This is a genomic window from Bradyrhizobium embrapense (assembly GCF_001189235.2).
Taxonomy (GTDB): Bacteria; Pseudomonadota; Alphaproteobacteria; order Rhizobiales; family Xanthobacteraceae; genus Bradyrhizobium; species Bradyrhizobium embrapense.
On the sequence record NZ_LFIP02000012.1, the window covers coordinates 1 to 17,434 of the forward strand.

16 protein-coding genes are annotated in these 17,434 nt (G+C 65.0%); 7 read left to right on the forward strand and 9 right to left on the reverse strand.

All coding sequences use genetic code 11. The features are described 5' to 3' along the window. Window positions 1-281: transposase (locus AKN83_RS33670; protein WP_172803659.1), on the forward strand; the 281-nt coding region annotated here is incomplete at its 5' end. A gap of 128 nt (window positions 282-409) precedes the next feature. Then, window positions 410-3,160: a bifunctional acetate--CoA ligase family protein/GNAT family N-acetyltransferase gene (locus AKN83_RS33675; protein ID WP_050402508.1), complete on the forward strand. Its 2,751-nt coding sequence runs from the start codon at window positions 410-412 to the stop codon at window positions 3,158-3,160. A gap of 31 nt (window positions 3,161-3,191) precedes the next feature. Here AKN83_RS33675 and AKN83_RS33680 read toward each other — a convergent pair whose 3' ends face one another. From AKN83_RS33680 to sdhC, 4 genes are read right to left on the reverse strand one after another with little or no spacing between them, the layout of a single operon-like run. Continuing rightward, entirely contained in the window at window positions 3,192-3,977 is a 786-nt protein-coding gene (locus tag AKN83_RS33680; RefSeq protein WP_050402509.1) for a succinate dehydrogenase iron-sulfur subunit, read from the reverse strand. An 18-nt stretch (window positions 3,978-3,995) separates the two neighbouring features. Beyond that, the gene (gene sdhA / locus AKN83_RS33685; RefSeq protein WP_050402510.1) at window positions 3,996-5,837 is read right to left on the reverse strand and encodes a succinate dehydrogenase flavoprotein subunit; all 1,842 of its coding nucleotides are present in this window, start codon (window positions 5,835-5,837) and stop codon (window positions 3,996-3,998) included. 3 nt (window positions 5,838-5,840) lie between these two features. After that, window positions 5,841-6,215, reverse strand: a complete 375-nt coding sequence (gene sdhD, locus AKN83_RS33690) for a succinate dehydrogenase, hydrophobic membrane anchor protein (protein ID WP_083992366.1) — start codon at window positions 6,213-6,215, stop codon at window positions 5,841-5,843. Between the two features lie 14 nt (window positions 6,216-6,229). After that, window positions 6,230-6,628: a succinate dehydrogenase, cytochrome b556 subunit gene (gene sdhC, locus AKN83_RS33695; protein ID WP_050402512.1), complete on the reverse strand. Its 399-nt coding sequence runs from the start codon at window positions 6,626-6,628 to the stop codon at window positions 6,230-6,232. Between the two features lie 687 nt (window positions 6,629-7,315). Here sdhC and AKN83_RS33700 point away from each other — a divergent pair. Then, window positions 7,316-8,173 (forward strand): sulfite exporter TauE/SafE family protein, encoded by an 858-nt coding sequence (locus AKN83_RS33700; protein WP_050402513.1) that lies wholly within the window; start codon window positions 7,316-7,318, stop codon window positions 8,171-8,173. A gap of 147 nt (window positions 8,174-8,320) precedes the next feature. Here AKN83_RS33700 and AKN83_RS33705 read toward each other — a convergent pair whose 3' ends face one another. Further along, window positions 8,321-9,847 (reverse strand): malonate--CoA ligase, encoded by a 1,527-nt coding sequence (locus AKN83_RS33705; RefSeq protein WP_050402514.1) that lies wholly within the window; start codon window positions 9,845-9,847, stop codon window positions 8,321-8,323. Between the two features lie 87 nt (window positions 9,848-9,934). Between AKN83_RS33705 and AKN83_RS33710 the strand changes: the two genes are divergently transcribed. Further along, entirely contained in the window at window positions 9,935-10,696 is a 762-nt protein-coding gene (locus AKN83_RS33710) for an SDR family oxidoreductase (protein ID WP_050402515.1), read from the forward strand. A gap of 202 nt (window positions 10,697-10,898) precedes the next feature. Here the strand turns inward: AKN83_RS33710 and AKN83_RS33715 are convergent, their stop codons facing one another. After that, the gene (locus AKN83_RS33715; protein WP_050402516.1) at window positions 10,899-12,299 is read right to left on the reverse strand and encodes an MFS transporter; all 1,401 of its coding nucleotides are present in this window, start codon (window positions 12,297-12,299) and stop codon (window positions 10,899-10,901) included. Between the two features lie 329 nt (window positions 12,300-12,628). Here AKN83_RS33715 and AKN83_RS33720 point away from each other — a divergent pair, with 329 nt between their 5' ends. The 3 genes from AKN83_RS33720 to AKN83_RS33730 all read left to right on the forward strand — a co-directional run bounded on the left by AKN83_RS33720 (window position 12,629) and on the right by AKN83_RS33730 (window position 14,794). Continuing rightward, window positions 12,629-13,183: a fasciclin domain-containing protein gene (locus tag AKN83_RS33720; RefSeq protein ID WP_050402517.1), complete on the forward strand. Its 555-nt coding sequence runs from the start codon at window positions 12,629-12,631 to the stop codon at window positions 13,181-13,183. A gap of 181 nt (window positions 13,184-13,364) precedes the next feature. Next, window positions 13,365-13,997, forward strand: a complete 633-nt coding sequence (locus tag AKN83_RS33725) for a cytochrome b/b6 domain-containing protein (protein ID WP_050402518.1) — start codon at window positions 13,365-13,367, stop codon at window positions 13,995-13,997. Between the two features lie 11 nt (window positions 13,998-14,008). Continuing rightward, entirely contained in the window at window positions 14,009-14,794 is a 786-nt protein-coding gene (locus tag AKN83_RS33730) for a molybdopterin-binding protein (RefSeq protein WP_050402519.1), read from the forward strand. 25 nt (window positions 14,795-14,819) lie between these two features. Here the strand turns inward: AKN83_RS33730 and AKN83_RS40190 are convergent, their stop codons facing one another. From AKN83_RS40190 to AKN83_RS33740, 3 genes are all read right to left on the reverse strand, one after another. Beyond that, window positions 14,820-15,197 (reverse strand): hypothetical protein, encoded by a 378-nt coding sequence (locus AKN83_RS40190; RefSeq protein WP_157113696.1) that lies wholly within the window; start codon window positions 15,195-15,197, stop codon window positions 14,820-14,822. After that, window positions 15,181-16,386: a YbfB/YjiJ family MFS transporter gene (locus tag AKN83_RS33735; RefSeq protein WP_050402520.1), complete on the reverse strand. Its 1,206-nt coding sequence runs from the start codon at window positions 16,384-16,386 to the stop codon at window positions 15,181-15,183. The genes AKN83_RS40190 and AKN83_RS33735 overlap by 17 nt, the downstream gene beginning before the upstream one ends. Window positions 16,387-16,475: 89 nt before the next feature. Then, window positions 16,476-17,339, reverse strand: a complete 864-nt coding sequence (locus AKN83_RS33740) for an EamA family transporter (protein WP_050402521.1) — start codon at window positions 17,337-17,339, stop codon at window positions 16,476-16,478. Window positions 17,340-17,434 lie beyond the last annotated feature (95 nt).

The following is a 17,434-nucleotide window of genomic DNA, read 5'->3' on the forward strand; positions in this document are numbered from 1 at the left end:
AGCCTGGCGACATTGTCATCATCGACAACCTCGGCAGTCACAAAGGCAAGACCGTCCGTCGCGCCATCCGCGCCGCCGGCGCAAAGTTGTTCTTCTTGCCGCCCTACAGCCCGGATCTCAATCCGATCGAGCAGGTCTTCGCCAAGCTCAAGACCTTGCTCCGAAAAGCTGCCGAGCGAACCGTCGAAGCAACCTGGATGCGCATCGGCGCTCTACTCAACTGCTTCACGCCCCAGGAATGCGCCAACTACATCGCAAACGCCGGATACGCTTCAACATGAACCAATCATGCTCTAGCCGGGCCGTTGCGTTCTGTCGCGGCGGCAATGGGTGCAACCGGGCGGGCGACGCAGTAGAGTTCGTTCGGGGCGCCTTGCGCGCATCCACGGGTTCCCTGCGAGACCTTGCAATGTCGACGTACGGCCTGGAGCGGCTATTTTCGCCTCGAAGCATCGCCATTGCCGGCGGCAGCCCCCGCCCGTCGTCGCTCGGCGCGGCGGTGCTGCGAAACCTCAAGGCGAGCGGCTTCGCCGGCAAGGTCGGCATCGTCAATCGGCACTATGCCGATGTTGACGGCGAGCCCACCGTTGCCGACCTGAAGTCGCTTCCGTTCGTTCCGGACCTCGTCGTCATCAGCGCACCGGCGGCGGCGATCCCGGAGATCGTCGCGGAGGCCGGGCTCGCCGGGGTTGCCGGTGCTGCGATCCTGTCGGCCGGTCTCGGCCATGGCGCAGGCTCGCTCGCGGAGATCGTGGAGCAGGCGGCGCGGCGGCACGGCATGCGCCTGCTCGGGCCGAATTGCCTCGGAATCATGGTGCCGCGTGCGAAGCTCAATGCGAGCTTCGCCTCGCATCAGCCGTCCGATGGCCATGTTGCACTGATCTCGCAGTCCGGCGCGGTCGCGTCGGCGATGATCGAGTGGGCGGCGGAACGGCGGCTCGGCTTCTCCGGTATCGCCTCGATCGGCGACCAGCTCGATGTCGACGTCGCCGACCTCCTGGATTATTTCGCGCTCGACGATCACACCGGCGCGATCCTGATCTACCTCGAAGCGGTCAAGGACGCGCGCAAGTTCATGTCGGCGGCGCGCGCCGCCGCGCGCATGAAGCCGGTCGTCATCGTCAAGTCGGGCCGGATGGCGGAGGGGGCAAGGGCCGCCGCGACCCACACCGGGGCGCTGGCCGGCTCCGATGCGGTCTATGACGCCGCGTTCCGCCGCGCCGGTGTGCTGCGGGTCTACGATCTTCGCCAGCTGTTCGATTGCGCCGAGCTGCTCGGCCGTGGCTTCGTGCCGCGCGGCAACCGGCTCGCGATCCTGACCAATGGCGGCGGGCTCGGCATCCTCGCCACCGATCGGCTGGCCGAGCTCGGCGGCGTTCCCGCGACACTGACGACGGAGACGATCGAGCGGCTCGACAAGATGCTGCCGCCGGGTTGGTCATGCGCCAATCCAGTCGACATCGCGGGCGATGCCGATGCTGCCCGCTACGTGGTGGCGCTCAACGCGCTGCTCGATGACCCGAACAGCGATGCGGTGCTGGTCGCGAATGTCGAGACGGCGGTGGCGCCGGCCGATGGCATTGCCGAGGCGGTGGCGCAATGCGTGCGTGAGCGTAGGACGAAGCGGAGTGCGGTGGCAGCACTGGTGCTTGCGGCGTGGGTCGGCGCCGATGAGCGCACCGGCGCGATCTTCGAGGCGGCGCGGATTCCGCACTTCCCGACCGAGGACGATGCGGTGCGCGCCTTCATGTATCTGGTGCGCTATCGCGAGGCCTCCACCGCGCTCGCCGCGACCCCGCCTGGCGTCGCATCGGTGTTCACGCCGGAGACGGCCGCGGCGCGGCACGTGGTCGTAAACGCGTTGTCGGAAGGGCGCGCCTGGCTCGATCCGGCCGAGATCGTCACTCTGTTCGAGGCCTATCGCATTCCGATCGTGACGACGGTCGTCGCCGACAATGCGGAGGACGCGGCCGAGAAGGCGGCGCCGTTCCTCGCCGAAGGGCATGCGATCGTGGTCAGGGTGTTCTCGCGCGACATCAGGCACGCGGCTGATGTCGGCGGCGTCATCCTCGACCTGCGCACCAGGGAAAGTGTCGTCGAGGCCGCCCGCACAGTCATGCAGCGGGCACGCAGCGCGCGGCCCGATGCCACCCTGCAAGGCGTGACGATCCAGCCGATGATCGTGCGGCGCGCGGCGCGCGAACTGATCCTCGGCATCGCCGACGATCCGACCTTCGGGCCGGTGATCGTGTTCGGCCGCGGCGGCCCTGCGGTCGAGGTGATCAACGACAAGGCGCTGGCGCTGCCGCCGCTCGACATGAATCTCGCTCGCGAGCTGGTCGGACGCACGCGAGTCTCGCGGCTGCTCGGTGGCTATGGCGATGTGCCCGCTGTTCCGGCCGATGTGGTGCCGCTCACTTTGGTCAAGCTGGCGCAGATGGCGGCCGACATTCCCGAGGTTGCCGGCCTCGACATCAATCCGATGCTGGCGGACCAGACCGGTGTGCTCGCGCTCGATGCGCGGGTGGCGATCCGCAAGCCGGCGCGGCTGTTCGCCGGTCAAACCAGATTGGCGGTCAGGCCCTATCCGTCGCAATGGGAGGGCGAGCTTGCGCTGCGCGACGGCTCGCGCGTCGTGGTGCGGCCGATGCGGCCGGAGGACGAGCCGATGATCGCCGAGTTCTTCAAGCGCGTCACCGCCGAAGATCTCAGGCTGCGCTTCTTCCACGCGATGAAGGAATTCTCGCACGCCTTCATCGCGCGCCTGACCCAGCTCGACTATGCGCGCGCGATGGCGTTTGTGGCGCTCGATCCGGCGACCGGCGAGATGATGGGGGCGGTCCGGCTGCATTCGGACTCGCTGTACGAAAACGCCGAATACGCGATCCTGCTGCAGTCCGATCTCAAGGGCAAAGGGCTCGGTTGGGCGCTGATGCAGCTCCTGATCCACTATGCGCGATCGGAGGGATTGAAGCGGCTGTCCGGCCAGGTGCTGACCGAGAACACCACGATGATCGGGATGTGCCGCGATCTCGGCTTCACCGTGACGATGGATCCGGAGGATCACAGCATCGTCGACGTCGCGCTCGATCTCCGCAAGCCGGGAGTCGAGGCGGTCGGCTCCGATATCCTGATCCGGGCCGGGGCGGCTGCCCGCTGATACCAGCAGCGGCAGCCGCGATCGGGTCGGATCAGATCTGGCGTTCGACCATCTTGAACTTGAGCTCGGCGATCGCTTCCGAGGGATTGAGGCCCTTCGGACACGCCTTGGCGCAGTTCATGATGGTGTGGCAGCGATAGAGGCGGAACGGATCCTCGAGATTGTCGAGCCGCTCGCCGGTCGCTTCGTCGCGGGAATCGGTGACCCAGCGCGTGGCCTGCAGCAGCGCGGCGGGACCGAGGAAGCGCTCGCTGTTCCACCAGTAGCTCGGGCAGGAGGTCGAGCAGCAGGCGCACAGTATGCACTCGTAGAGACCGTCGAGCTTCTCGCGGTCCTCGTGGCTCTGCCTCCACTCCTTCTGCGGCGTCGGCGTCGTGGTCTTCAGCCACGGCTCGATCGAGGCATACTGGGCGTAGAAATTGGTGAGGTCGGGGACGAGGTCCTTGACCACCGGCTGGTGCGGCAGCGGATTGACCTTGACGGCGCCGCCGGCGCCGACGTCGTGCATCGACTTGGTGCAGGCCAAGGTGTTCTGGCCGTCGATGTTCATCGCGCAGGAACCGCAGACGCCTTCGCGGCATGAGCGGCGGAAGGTCAGCGTCGGGTCGATGTGGTTCTTGATCCAGATCAGGCCGTCCAGCACCATCGGACCGCAATCATGGGTATCGACATAATAGGTGTCGACGCTCGGATTCTTCCCGTCGTCCGGGTTCCAGCGATACACCCGGAATTCGCGCGTCTCTGTGGCGCCGGCCGGCTTCGGCCAGGTCTTGCCGCCGGAAATCTTCGAATTCTTTGGAAGTGCGAATTCAACCATGCTTGCTCGCCTTCGTTCTCAGTAGACCCGCGCCTTCGGCGGGATGTACTGCACATCATTGGTCATCGTGTAGTCGTGGACCGGACGATAATCGATCGCGGTCTTGCCGGCCGGATCGATCCAGGTCAGCGTGTGCTTCATCCAGTTCTTGTCGTCGCGGGTCGAGAAATCTTCGCGCGCATGCGCGCCGCGGCTTTCGGTGCGGTTCGCCGCCGAATCCATCGTCACGATCGCCTGCACGATCAGATTGTCGAACTCCAGCGTCTCGACCAGGTCGGAATTCCACACCAGCGAGCGGTCCGACACCGAGATGTCGCCGACGCCGCCATAGACCTTGTGAATCAGGTTCTGGCCTTCATGCAGCACGTCGCCGGTGCGGAACACCGCGCAATTGTTCTGCATCACATGCTGCATGCTGTCGCGCAGCTTCGCGGTCGGCGTGCCGCCGGAGGCGTGGCGGAAGCGATCGAGCCGGCCGAGCGCGAGGTCGGCCGAATCCTTCGGCAGCTCCGGCTGCTTGGCGTTCGCCGTCAGCTTGTCGGCAAGGCGCAGCGCCGCGGCGCGGCCGAACACCACGAGGTCGATCAGCGAGTTGGAGCCGAGGCGGTTGGCGCCGTGCACCGAGACGCAGGCGGCTTCGCCGATCGCCATCAGGCCCGGCACCACCGAATTGTCGTCGCCGTTGCGCTTGGTTAGCACCTCGGCGTGATAGTTGGTGGCGATGCCGCCCATGTTGTAGTGCACGGTCGGCACGATCGGGATCGGCTCGCGGGTGACGTCGACATTGGCGAAGATCTTCGCCGATTCGGAGATGCCCGGCAGCCGCTCGTGCAGCACCTTCGGATCGAGGTGATCGAGGTGCAGGAAGATGTGATCCTTCTTCTTGCCGACGCCGCGGCCTTCGCGGATCTCGATCGTCATCGCGCGCGAGACGACGTCACGCGAGGCGAGGTCCTTGGCCGACGGCGCATAGCGCTCCATGAAGCGCTCGCCCTCGGAATTGACGAGATAGCCGCCTTCGCCGCGCGCACCCTCGGTGACGAGACAGCCCGAGCCGTAGATGCCGGTCGGATGAAACTGGACGAACTCCATGTCCTGCAGCGGCAGTCCGGCGCGCAACACCATGCCGCCGCCGTCGCCGGTGCAGGTGTGCGCCGAGGTGCAGGAGGCATAGGCGCGGCCATAGCCGCCGGTCGCGAGAATCGTGGTCTGGGCGCGGAAGCGATGCAGCGTGCCGTCATCGAGCTTGAGCGCGATCACGCCGCGGCAGACGCCCTGGTCGTCCATGATCAGGTCGATGGCGAAGAATTCGATGAAGAACTCGGCCGAGTGGCGCAGCGACTGGCCATACATCGTGTGCAGCATGGCGTGCCCGGTGCGGTCCGCGGCCGCGCAGGTGCGCTGGGCCTGGCCCTTGCCGTAGTCCATGGTCATGCCGCCGAACGGGCGCTGATAGATCTTGCCGTCCTCGGTGCGCGAGAACGGCACGCCCCAATGCTCGAGCTCGTAGACCGCGTCGGGCGCGTTGCGCACCATGTATTCGATCGCGTCCTGATCGCCGAGCCAGTCCGACCCCTTCACGGTGTCGTACATGTGCCAGCGCCAGTCGTCCGGATGCATGTTGCCGAGCGAGGCCGAGATGCCGCCCTGCGCCGCAACGGTGTGCGAGCGGGTCGGGAACACCTTGGTGATGCAGGCGGTGCGTAGGCCCGCTTCCGAGCAGCCGACCACGGCGCGCAGGCCCGCGCCGCCGGCGCCGACCACGACGACGTCGTAGGTGTGGTCCTGGATCGGATAGGCCTTGCCATTGGTGGCCGGGCCACTGCCGTTGGTGGCCTTGCCGTTTCCTTCACCGGCCATGGGTTATACTCCCGACGACAATTTAAGGATTGCGTAGATCGAGGCCAATGCGACCGCGACGCAGAAGAAGTTGTTCGCCATCACGCTGGCGATCTTCAGCTTCTCGTTGTGGATGTAGTCTTCGATCACGACCTGCATGCCGATCTTCATGTGCCAGGTGCTGGCGACGATGAAGAGCAGCAGGATGATGGCGATCGGGATCGAGCCGAGGATCTGTGCCGCGCCGGCATGGTTGCGGCCGATCAGCATGATCACCACGACGATCACGGGAACGATCAGCAGCGTCATCGCCACCGCGGTAAGCCGCTGGCGCCAGAAATCGCCGGTGCCGGTGTGGGCGGAGCCGAGGCCGCGGACGCGCTCCAGCGGCGTGCGCATCGAAGAGGGGCCGCTCATCGTCCACCTCCAACCGCGTAGGCAATGATCCAGACCAGCACGGTCAGCGCGATGCCGGCGACCAGCGCGCCCCAGGTCAGAGCTTCGCGCTCATTGGCCTTGAAGCCGTAGCCGAGGTCCCAGACGAAATGCCGGATGCCGCTGCACAGATGGTGCATCAGCGCCCATGTGTAGCCGAACACGATCAGCTTGCCGATCGCGCTGCCGGTGAAGGCCTGGACGTTGGCATAGGCGGTGGGGCCGGAGGCGGCTGCGATCAGCCACCATGCGAGCAGCAGGGTGCCGAAATAGAGTGCCACACCTGTGGCGCGGTGGACGATGGACAGCGCCATCGTCAGCGTCCACCGGTAGGTCTGCAAATGGGGTGAAAGCGGTCGTTCGATCCTGGCGGTCATCGGCGGGCTTTATGGTGTGAGGGACCGCGGCCGGCCCATCGGGGAACGCGGTAGAGGAGTTCTATTTACGGAGTCGCACCCCGCCGCGCAACGGCCAAATAGCCTTCGGTCGAACCGAAGTTCATTGTTAGAGTTGCCGAATTCTGGTTGATCCGCAGTGTGGTATACGATATGCAAGATCGCTCGAACCAAAAAATGAATCTATGATCATGACATCACCCAGCGAGCTGAAGGCCGCGCGGAGGGGGCGTGAGGCGTCGATTTGCCCCATTGTTCCACCGGATAATTGGCTGTTGCCCTGATCTTAGGCGCCGCTCCGCGTGACGGGCGAAACGCAGTTGCACTGGAGTCGCTGGCGGCTTGCGGCCGAACGGCACGCCGCGACCGGCCACTGACGCGGCCAGACTGCAGATGTCGGAGCCGGCATGCGGACGATGCCGGCGCGATACCGCAGCGCATCAACCAACGTCTCCAGGCCATTCATTCAGAGCCGACCGGATATGCGGAATTCGCGATTCGCCTTCGTACGTCGATAGGAGGACGCACGCGAGATCTGCATGAGGTCCTGCGCAGTCGCACCGATACTCCCGAACCTGAAAAGCGGTTATTGCTCGCGAGCGACAGTCGCGAGACGCCGCCGAAGCATCCGCTCTGGCGACACCAACCTGATGCTGCACGAAAAGGACAATGGCCGGCCTCGATCCCAGGGAGTTGCTCGAGCTTGCGCTGCTGCTGATCGCGGTCGGCGCGCTGTCCGGATTTCTCGCCGGCCTGTTCGGCATCGGCGGTGGCGCGATCCTGGTGCCGGTGTTCTACGAATGCTTTCGCCTCGCCGGCGTGCCGCTCGAAGTGCGGATGCCGCTCTGCATCGGTACCTCGCTCGCGATCATCATCCCGACCTCGCTGAGCTCGTTTCGCGCCCACTATCGCCGCGGCGCGGTCGATATGGAGATCCTGAAGCGCTGGTGGCTGCCGATCGTGATCGGCGTCGCCGCCGGCAGTGTCACCGCGCGCTTCGCGCCGGAGCCGCTGTTCAAGATCGTGTTCGTGCTGGTGGCCTGGTCGGCGGCGGCACGGCTGCTGCTGGCGCGCGAGACCTGGAAGTTCGGCGACGACGTGCCGAAGGGATTTCTGATGCGCGTCTACGGCTTCTTCGTCGGCTTGCTGTCGACGCTGATGGGGATCGGCGGCGGCCTGTTCGCCAACTTGCTGATGACTTTCTATGGCCGGCCGATCCATCAGGCGGTCGCGACGTCGTCAGCGCTCGCGGTGCTGATCTCGATCCCCGGCGCGCTCGGCTACGTCTATGCCGGCTGGCCCGCCGCCGCGCGCTTTCCCGATGTTACGGCGCTGCAGCTGCCGTTCGCGCTCGGCTACGTCTCGCTGATCGGAGCGCTGCTGGTGATGCCGACCACGCTGGTCACCGCGCCGCTCGGCGTCAAGGTCGCGCACGCGCTGTCGAAGCGGGCGCTGGAGGTGGCGTTCGGGGCCTATCTCTTCATCGTCGGCGGACGGTTCGTGATCAGTCTGTTGGGCGGCGCATAACCTCCCCTTGAAAAGGGGAGGTCGCTTTGCTCGCCAGAGCAAAGCGGGTGGGGATCTGCTCTCTCGGCTTGCAGCAGGTCTGCGGCTGACCCCCATCCCGACCTTCCCCCTTGCAGAAGGAGAAGACAGGCAGGCTGCGACACCGAGCTACTTCGCGTAGATATCCTTATACGTATCGCGCAGAATATTCTTCTGCACCTTGCCCATCGCGTTGCGCGGCAATTCGTCGACGACGAAGACGCGCTTGGGCATCTTGAATTTGGCGAGCCGCCCGTCGAGCGCCTTCAGCACCGAGGCCTCGCTGATATCGGCGCCCTTGTTGCAGACGAGGACGGCGGTGACGCCTTCGCCGAAATCGGCATGCGGCACGCCGATCACGGCGGATTCGATCACGCCGGGCATGGCGTCGATCTCGCTCTCGATCTCCTTCGGGTAGACGTTGAAGCCGCCGGAGATCACGAGATCCTTGCCGCGGCCGAGGATGTGGACGTAGCCCTTGTCGTCGATCTTGCCGAGGTCGCCCGTGATGAAGAAGCCGTCGGCGCGGAATTCGGCTTTGGTCTTCTCCGGCATCCGCCAATAGCCCTGGAACACGTTCGGGCCCTTGACCTCGATCATGCCGATGGTCTCCCGCGCGAGCTCCTTGCCGGTCTCGGGATCGGTGACCCGCACCGAAACGCCGGGTAGCGGGAAGCCGACCGCGCCGGGCACGCGGTCGCCGTCATAGGGATTCGACGTGTTCATGTTGGTTTCGGTCATGCCGTAGCGCTCGAGCACGGCGTGGCCGGTGCGCGCGGACCATTCGCGGTGGGTGTCGGCGAGCAGCGGCGCGGAGCCCGAGATGAACAGCCGCATGTGTTTGGTGGCGTCCTTGTTCAGGCCGGGGTTCTGCAACAGGCGGGTGTAGAAGGTCGGCACGCCCATCATCACGGTGGCGCGGGCCATCAGCTTCAGGATCGCGTCCGGATCGAACTTCGGCAGAAAGATCATCGAGGCGCGCGAGAACAGCGTCACGTTGCTCGCCACGAACAGGCCGTGGGTGTGATAGATCGGCAGCGCGTGGATCAGCACGTCCTTGTCGGTGAAGCGCCAGTAATCGACCAGCGAGTAGGAGTTCGACGCTAGATTGTCGTGCGACAGCATCGCGCCCTTGGAGCGGCCGGTGGTGCCCGACGTGTAGAGGATCGCGGCGAGGTCGTCATTGCCGCGCGGCACCGTGGCGAAGTCCTTCGGCGCCTTGTCGGCGGTCTCGGTCAGCGAGCCCTTGCCGCTGGAATCGAGCGTTTCGACCTTCGCCCCCACCTTGGCGGCGATCGCCATGATGCCGTCCAGCTTGGACGGATCGCAGACCACCAGCGACGGCTCGGCGTCGGTGATGAAGTATTCGAGCTCGTTCAGCGTGTAGGCGGTGTTGAGCGGCAGATAGACGCCGCCGGCGCGCACGGTGGCGAGATAGAGCACCAGCGCCGAAACCGACTTCTCGGTCTGCGCCGCGACGCGGTCGCCCGGCTTGACGCCGCGCTCCACCAGCACGTTCGCCATCTGGCCCGCGCGCGCGATCAAATCGCCATAGGAGATGCGGCTGCCGTCGAGCTGCTCGATCGCGAGCCGATTGGGGTCGTCGAGGCCGTCGAACAGGCGGGAAAACAGGTTGGCGTTGGTGGTCGTGTTCATGCAACATCCCCTGAGGGGCGAAAGCGCCGGTAAAGGTCCGGCTGGATTAGCAAAAACGCCCTTCGGAAAGCAACGGAGACAGTTTGCATGACAAATAATGGGAAACGCGTGGCCTGGGTCACCGGTGGCGGCACTGGAATCGGCGAATCCGGGGCGGAATTCCTGGCTGCGGACGGCTGGACCGTGGTGGTGTCCGGCCGTCGCAAGGAAGAGCTCGACCGCGTGGTGGCCAACATCGCGAAAAAGGGCGGCAAGGCCGAGGCGATCGCGCTCGATGTCAGCAACAAGACCGCCGTCAACAAGGCAGCTGAGGCGATCGTCGCCAAGCACGGCCGCATCGACCTTTTGGTCAATAGCGCCGGCATCAACGTGCCGAAGCGCAGCTGGGCCGACATGGAACTGGAGGGCTGGGACAAGCTGGTCGAGGTCAATCTCAACGGCGTGCTGTATTGCATGCGCGCCGTGCTGCCGACGATGCGCAAGCAGCAGGACGGCTGCATCATCAACGTCGCCTCCTGGGCCGGCCGCCACGTCTCGAAGATGCCGGGTCCGGCCTACACCACGACCAAGCATGCGGTGCTGGCGCTGACCCATTCCTTCAACATGGACGAATGCGTCAACGGCCTGCGCGCCTGCTGCCTGTCGCCGGGCGAGGTCGCAACCCCGATTCTGAAGCAGCGGCCGGTGGTGCCGAGCGAGGCCGAGCAGGCCAAGATGCTGCAGCCGGAAGATTGCGGCCGCACCATCGCCTTCGTCGCCAGCATGCCGGCGCGGGTCTGCGTGAACGAGATCCTGATCAGCCCGACCCACAACCGCGGATTCATTCAGACGCCGGCGAACCGGGACTAGGTCTCCTCCTTCCCCCTGCAAGGGGGAAGGTCGGGATGGGGGTCGGCCACAGGCGACACTGCTGGTGGAGAGAGCTGATCCCCACCCGCTTTGCTCTGCGTGCGAGCAAAGCGACCTCCCCTTTTCAAGGGGAGGTTGACTTACGTAGCCCGGATCAAGCCTTGTAGCCCGGATTTCGCTTTGCTCCATCCGGGCTACATGCTCACTCGCTGATCTCGTTCAGCTCCTTGCCGGTATGCTCCGGCACGCAAAAGAACACGCCGACCGCCATCGCGATCATCAGCACGGGGATGCAGAGGAACGCCAGCGCGAACGAGCCGGTGCGCTGCTGGAGCGCGATCGAGACGAACGGGAATAGCACGAAGCCGACGAAATAGGCGATCGCCCAGACCACGCCGTTGGCGGCGCCGCGGATGCGGGTCGGGAAGATCTCCGCGGTCAGCGTCGTGCTCGGGCCCCAGAAGCCGAGGAAGCCGAGACACCAGAGAAGTCCGAACGTCCACAGCAGCACGCGATCCTCGGAATAAACCCAGAGCGTCATGAAGATCGCGCCCTCGATCAGGGTGATGATGAAGGTGCGGCGGCGGCCGACCTTGTCGATCAGCCAGCCGACCAGGCACAGGCCGAGGAAGCCGCACAGTCCGTAAAACACGTAGAACAGGCTGTATTCGGCGGTCGACCAGTGCTTCTCGGTCGAGAGGTAAAGCGGCATCCAGGCGCCGACCGTGCCGTAGATGCAGGTCGAGGCGCAGGCCACGAACAGCGCGACGAGCGTCGAAGGCAGCACGTCGGGCATGAACACCTGGCGGATGCCGACTGACTTGGCCTTGCCGAACCAGGCGCTGTCATCGGCGCCCACCGTGCCGCCGCGCGCCAGCGTTTCCGAGATGCGCCGCTTGCGATCCTGCGACCGCACCCAATAGGGCGATTCCGGACAGGTGGAGCGGATATAGATCGCGAGCAGCGCGATCGCGCCGGGCACCATCACGGCGATACGCCAGCCGAAATTGGCGGCGACGAGGCCGGTGATCGCGCCGGCAAGCGTGGCGCCGATGCACCAGGCCGAGCGCGTGATGCTGATGACGCGGCCGCGCAGGCGGGCCGGCCAGGTCTCCGCCACCAGCATCGAGCCGAGCGACCATTCGCCGTTGAGCGCGAAGAACAACAGCGAGCGCGCGATCACGAACACCGTAAAGGTCGGCGAGAGCGCCGCGACCGGCATCAGAAGCGAGAACAGCGCGATGTTGACGGCGAGCAGCGTGCGGCGGCCGTAGCGGTCGGCGAGCCACGGCCAGAAATAGAGCCCGGCGATGCCGACGAACAGCGCGATCTGCATGCCTGAACGGTATTCCGGCAGGCTGAGCTGGAATTCCTCGATCACCATCGGCGAGATCAGCGCGAAGATCACGCCGTCCATGCCGTCGAAGCCCCAGCCGAGCGCGTTGGCGGTGGCGATGTGCCAATGGGTTTTCGTCAGCTCGGTGCTGCCGGCGACGGCGCGGTAGTTGGCGTATTGCAGATGCTTCTGCTCGAGCGGGCCGACGTCGCCGTCGGCATCGTTGACCGCAGGCGCGGCGCACCCGTCCGCCGTCATGCTGCTCATGATTGGCATCCCCACGACTGCCTGCGGCGAAGCCGCACCGCAATCTCAGGCTGAACCAATTGCAGCATAGCGGCAAGCGAATTGCTCGCGGCAGCGCACGCGTCCATTCCGTTGAGTGGAATGCGCGGGCGCGCTGCGTAAAGCGCCGCATGTACGAAGCGCGTCCCGCCCGGTTTCAGGAATCACAAAGAGTTATTTCCGGAAACCGCCCGGAAAACCTGCCGTAGCTCAGGTCGACGACGACGCACACACCATCCAACCCGCGCCGTTGTTGCCCCTTCATCGCCGGCGAAACTGAGCCGGCCAGATTGCCCATCGGGAGACGAACCATGTCGAAGCGTATTGCCTATCTTGCCGCCGCCGCCTTCAGCGCGCTCGCGATCACCGCCACCGTCGTGGCGCCGGTCCGCGCCGAGGAGAAGACCGTGATGGTCGGTGGTGCCGCGATGTTCCCATCGAAGAACATCATTCAGAACGCCGTCAATTCGAAGGACCACACCACCCTCGTCGCCGCGGTGAAGGCCGCCGGTCTGGTTGGCACGCTGGAAGGCAAGGGGCCGTTCACGGTGTTCGCGCCGACCAACGCCGCGTTCGGCAAGCTGCCGGCCGGAACCGTCGACAATTTGGTCAAGCCCGAGAACAAGACGACGCTGACCAAGATCCTCACCTACCATGTGGTGCCCGGCAAGCTCGAAGCCTCCGACCTCACCGACGGCAAGAAGCTGAAGACCGCCGAAGGCGAGGAACTGACCGTGAAGCACCAGGACGGCAAGGTCTGGATCGTCGATGCCAAGGGCGGCACCTCGATGGTGACGATCTCCAATGTCAACCAGTCGAACGGCGTGATCCACGTGGTCGACACCGTGCTGATGCCGGCGACGTAACACCCCGCGGCCCGATTTAGTCCCTGGACCGACCTGCAAGACAGTGAGCCGGAGCCTCGCTCCGGCTCGCATTTTTGTGACCGTGCGAACTGGCATATATCGAACTGATGATGCGCGACCCCGTAACGGACCGCCGGTTCCCGGCGTATAAGCCGGTAACGACCATAAGCAGAGACATTCCATGACGAGCCTTGCCGTCAGTGACCACCAGGCAGAGACCGCGGCGCCCGCGAAGGTGATTCAGCCGGTCTGGGTGCGGCTGGTGCACTGGATCAACGCGTTCGCGATGATCCTGATGATCATGTCCGGCTGGCAGATCTACAACGCCTCGCCGCTGTTCGGCTTCACCTTCTCGCACAGCATCACGCTCGGCGGCTGGCTCGGCGGCGCGCTGCTCTGGCATTTCGCGGCGATGTGGCTTTTGATGGTCAACGGCCTGATCTATCTGGCGCTTGGCTTCGCCACCGGCCGCTTCCGCAAGAAGCTGCTGCCGATCACCCCTGGCGGCGTGATTGCCGACACCAAGGCGGCGCTGACCTTCAAGCTCTCGCATGACGATCTCAGCAAGTACAATTCGGTGCAGAAGCTGCTCTATGCCGGCATCATTACCGTCGGCGTCGTCATCGTGCTGTCCGGCTTGTCGATGTGGAAGCCGGTGCAGTTGCATTGGCTGGTATCGCTGTTCGGCGGCTACGACATCGCGCGCTATGTCCACTTCACCTGCATGGCGCTGATCGTCGCCTTCCTGGTGATCCATGTTGCGCTCGCGCTGCTGGTGCCGAAGAGCCTGCGCGCCATGATCATCGGGCGCTGAGGGAGGTCACCATGCGTCGTCTCAGAAAACTCCTGATCCCTGGCGTCGACAAGAAGCTGCTTGTGCGCGACGCAGTGAAGACGATGCCGGAGCTGACGCGCCGCCGCTTCATCACGGCCGGCACCAGCCTCGGCGCCTTGACGCTGTTGACCGGCTGCGACGTGGTCGATTCGTCGTCGGCGGAGGAATTGCTGAAGAAGGTCTCGAAGTTCAACGACGCCGTGCAGGCCTGGATGTTCAATCCGGATGCGCTGGCCCCGACCTTCCCCGAGAGCATGATCACCAAGCCGTTTCCGTTCAACGCCTATTACGATCTCGACGATGCGCCCGAGATCGCAGGCGCGGACTGGAAGCTCGAGGTGCGCGGGCTGGTCGAGAACAAGAAGTCGTGGACGCTCGACGAATTGTACAAGCTGCCGCAGGAGAAGCAGGTGACGCGCCACATCTGCGTCGAAGGCTGGAGCGCGATCGGCAGCTGGACCGGCACGCCGCTGCGCGATTTCCTCAAGCTGGTCGGTGCCGACACGCGCGCCAAATATGTCTGGTTCCAGTGCGCCGACAAGGACGGCTATAATTCACCTTTGGACATGCGTACCGCGCTGCATCCGCAGACCCAGATGACGTTCAAATTCGCCGACCAGATCCTGCCGCGCGCCTACGGCTTCCCGATGAAGATCAGGGTGCCGACCAAGCTCGGCTTCAAGAACCCGAAATACGTGCTCTCGATGGAAGTCACCAACGACTACAAGGGCGGCTACTGGGAAGACCAGGGCTACAACTCGTTCAGTGGGAACTGATGTCGCTCCTTGAAAGCCTCACGCGCTATCGATGCCGAGGGAGCTTGGTCAATTTCTGCAGGGCCTGTTGTGCAGATCGAACGACATCATGCCATGCGGGGTCATCGAGGATGGCCGCGTTGTCGTAATCATTTCCAGCTGGAGATTTGTGGGCGGCAAGCGTCTTGCCGAATTCGATTAGGATTGTCGCCTCGGCGGGCGATAGCCAGCCCTTTTTCTGACCTGCTTCTAATTCATCCGTATCAGGATATGAGCAGACGAACTCGACATACGACCAGTGCGGGTTCTTGTTGTTGGGATCGAGCCACGTCCGTCGCTGGAGATCGAGATTCCCGATCTCATCCAAGGATGACCACCAGATTTTCCGGACTAAACGGCCGGTCTCTTCATTCGTGACGCTCACGCGCAGTTCCTCCGACGTCCAATTTCTTCTGAAACGCCGACAGCACCGCCCCCAACGCCAGCATCGCGGCCGAGACGTTCAGTGCAAACGACAGGCTGCCGACCGCGTCGGTGATGGCGCCGACTACGATCGGGCCGAGCGTCTGGCCGATGCCGAAGGCGATGGTCATCGCCGCGATTGCGGTCGGCCAGGCTTCCGGTGGGTAGTTGAGGCGCACGAAGGCGGTGGTCGAGCCGACCACGGCGAAGAACGCGACGCCGAACACCAGCGCCGAGATCGCGAGCAGCAGAGGCGAATGGCCGAAGATCGGCAGCGCCGCGCCGAGCGCGTTGACACCGAGGATGATGGTGGTCGCGAGCCCGCCGCGGTCGAGCGCCAGCACGCGCCGCCAGACCCATGGCGTCACGAACGCGCTGATGCCGATCAGGCTCCAGAACGCGCTCTGTGCGGCTGCGCCACCGCCGCCGTCGCGGACATAGGCGATCATGAAGGTCATGTAGGCGATGTAGCCGGCGCCGAACAGGAAGTAGGCGGTGAGGTAGATCAGGACCGGCGCGATGGCGAATTTGGTACGCACGATGCCGCCGGCGATCGCATTGGCGTGGAGTGGCGCCAACATCAGCGGCACGATCATGATCGCGGAGAGCAAGGTCATCGCCCACCACACGATCCACCATGAGCCGGCGCCAAAGCCCTGCAACACGAACGGCGCGATCAGGCCGGATGCCAGGATGCCGACGCCCGGCCCGGCATAGAACAGGCTGAGCAGGAAATTCGCGCGCTCCGGCCGTGATTGCGCGATGGTTGCTGCGAGCGCGCCGCCGCCGACGAAGCCGAACGCGGCGGCGAAGCCGGCCAGCAGGCGGGCGAAGCTCAGCACTGCGAAATTGCCTGATATGGCGCACAGCGCCAGCGAGAGCACGCAGGCCAGCGTCGACCAGCGCACCGACGCGGCCAGCCCGAAGCGCCGGATCAGGCGCGAGGCGAACAGCGCGCCGACCAGGTAGCCGGCGGCATTGATCGTGTTCATGAAGCCGGCGGCCGAATACGACCAGGCCAGCTGCTCGCGCATGTCGGGCAGAACAAGCGAATAGGCGAAGCGGCCGATGCCGAGACCGACCGTCGGTGCGAGCGACAAAATCAGGATCAGCCGCGCGGGATGCGGGTAGGCTGGGGAGGGGGCTCTCACAATTCACTCCGGCAATATCGACATTGTGGCAGGCCGCGCCGGTCCTGCCCAGCGCCGTGGGCGGCAACACTGCCTTGCGGATCGGGCAATCAGGCGATCAGGACCAGCGCGACGCCGATCACGGTCAGCAGGGTTCCGGCGACGATCCGCGCGGTGATCTCGACATGCTTGAGCATGACGGCGCTCAGCGCCACGGTCACCAGCGGGTAGATCGCAGCGAGCGGCGCCACCAGCGTGATCGGGTCGTTGCGGACCGCGGCGAACAGGCTGAGCGCACTGAGCCCGTTGCTGATTCCGGTCAATGCAAACCAGAACCGGCCGTCACGCGGCGCCTGCACCATGAAACTGCCCTTGCGGACGCGCTGCACCGTCAGCACCACCAGCGAGGACATGATGTAGCCAACCAGGCAGGCCCATAGCGGGCTCGGCCAGATCGCCAGCCCGAGCTTGGCAATCGGCGGCACGATGCCGCGCACCAGCGCGCTGGCGAGCGGCAGCAGCAGGGCCCAGCTGCGCCAATGACCGAGATCGCGCGGCCGGGTCACGGTAATGATCGCGGCACCGGCCACCGCGACCACGAGCCCGATCAGCTGTTGCGGTGCGAGCGGCTCGTGCAGCAGCACCACGGCGGCGGCGACCGCAAGCAGCGGCGCCAGATTGCCCAATGTCGAGGTGATGACAGGTCCAAGCGCCCGGTTCGAGGCGAAGGTGAGGAGCGTCAGCGAGGCCGGGAAGAACAGGCCGATCGCCATGAAGATCGGCAGGCCGCGCCAGACCATCGGCTCGCCATGCAGGATCAGCGGCGACAGCATGAGGAATAGCAGGGTGAAGGATGGCACGCTGATCGCTGCGCCCGACAGCGGTTCGACGGTACGCAGGCCAAGCTGCGCCAGCACGACGCCGGCGCCGAGGAAAATGGCCGAGGCGAAGGCGCAGATAATGGCTGCGGTCATGAGGTCCGTCTTGTTGGCTTCTCTTGGGGCGCGGTTGGCTCTTTGCGGGTCATTTTGGCCCTGTCCGGGGTGCCTTGCCAATCGGTGCGGGGCGT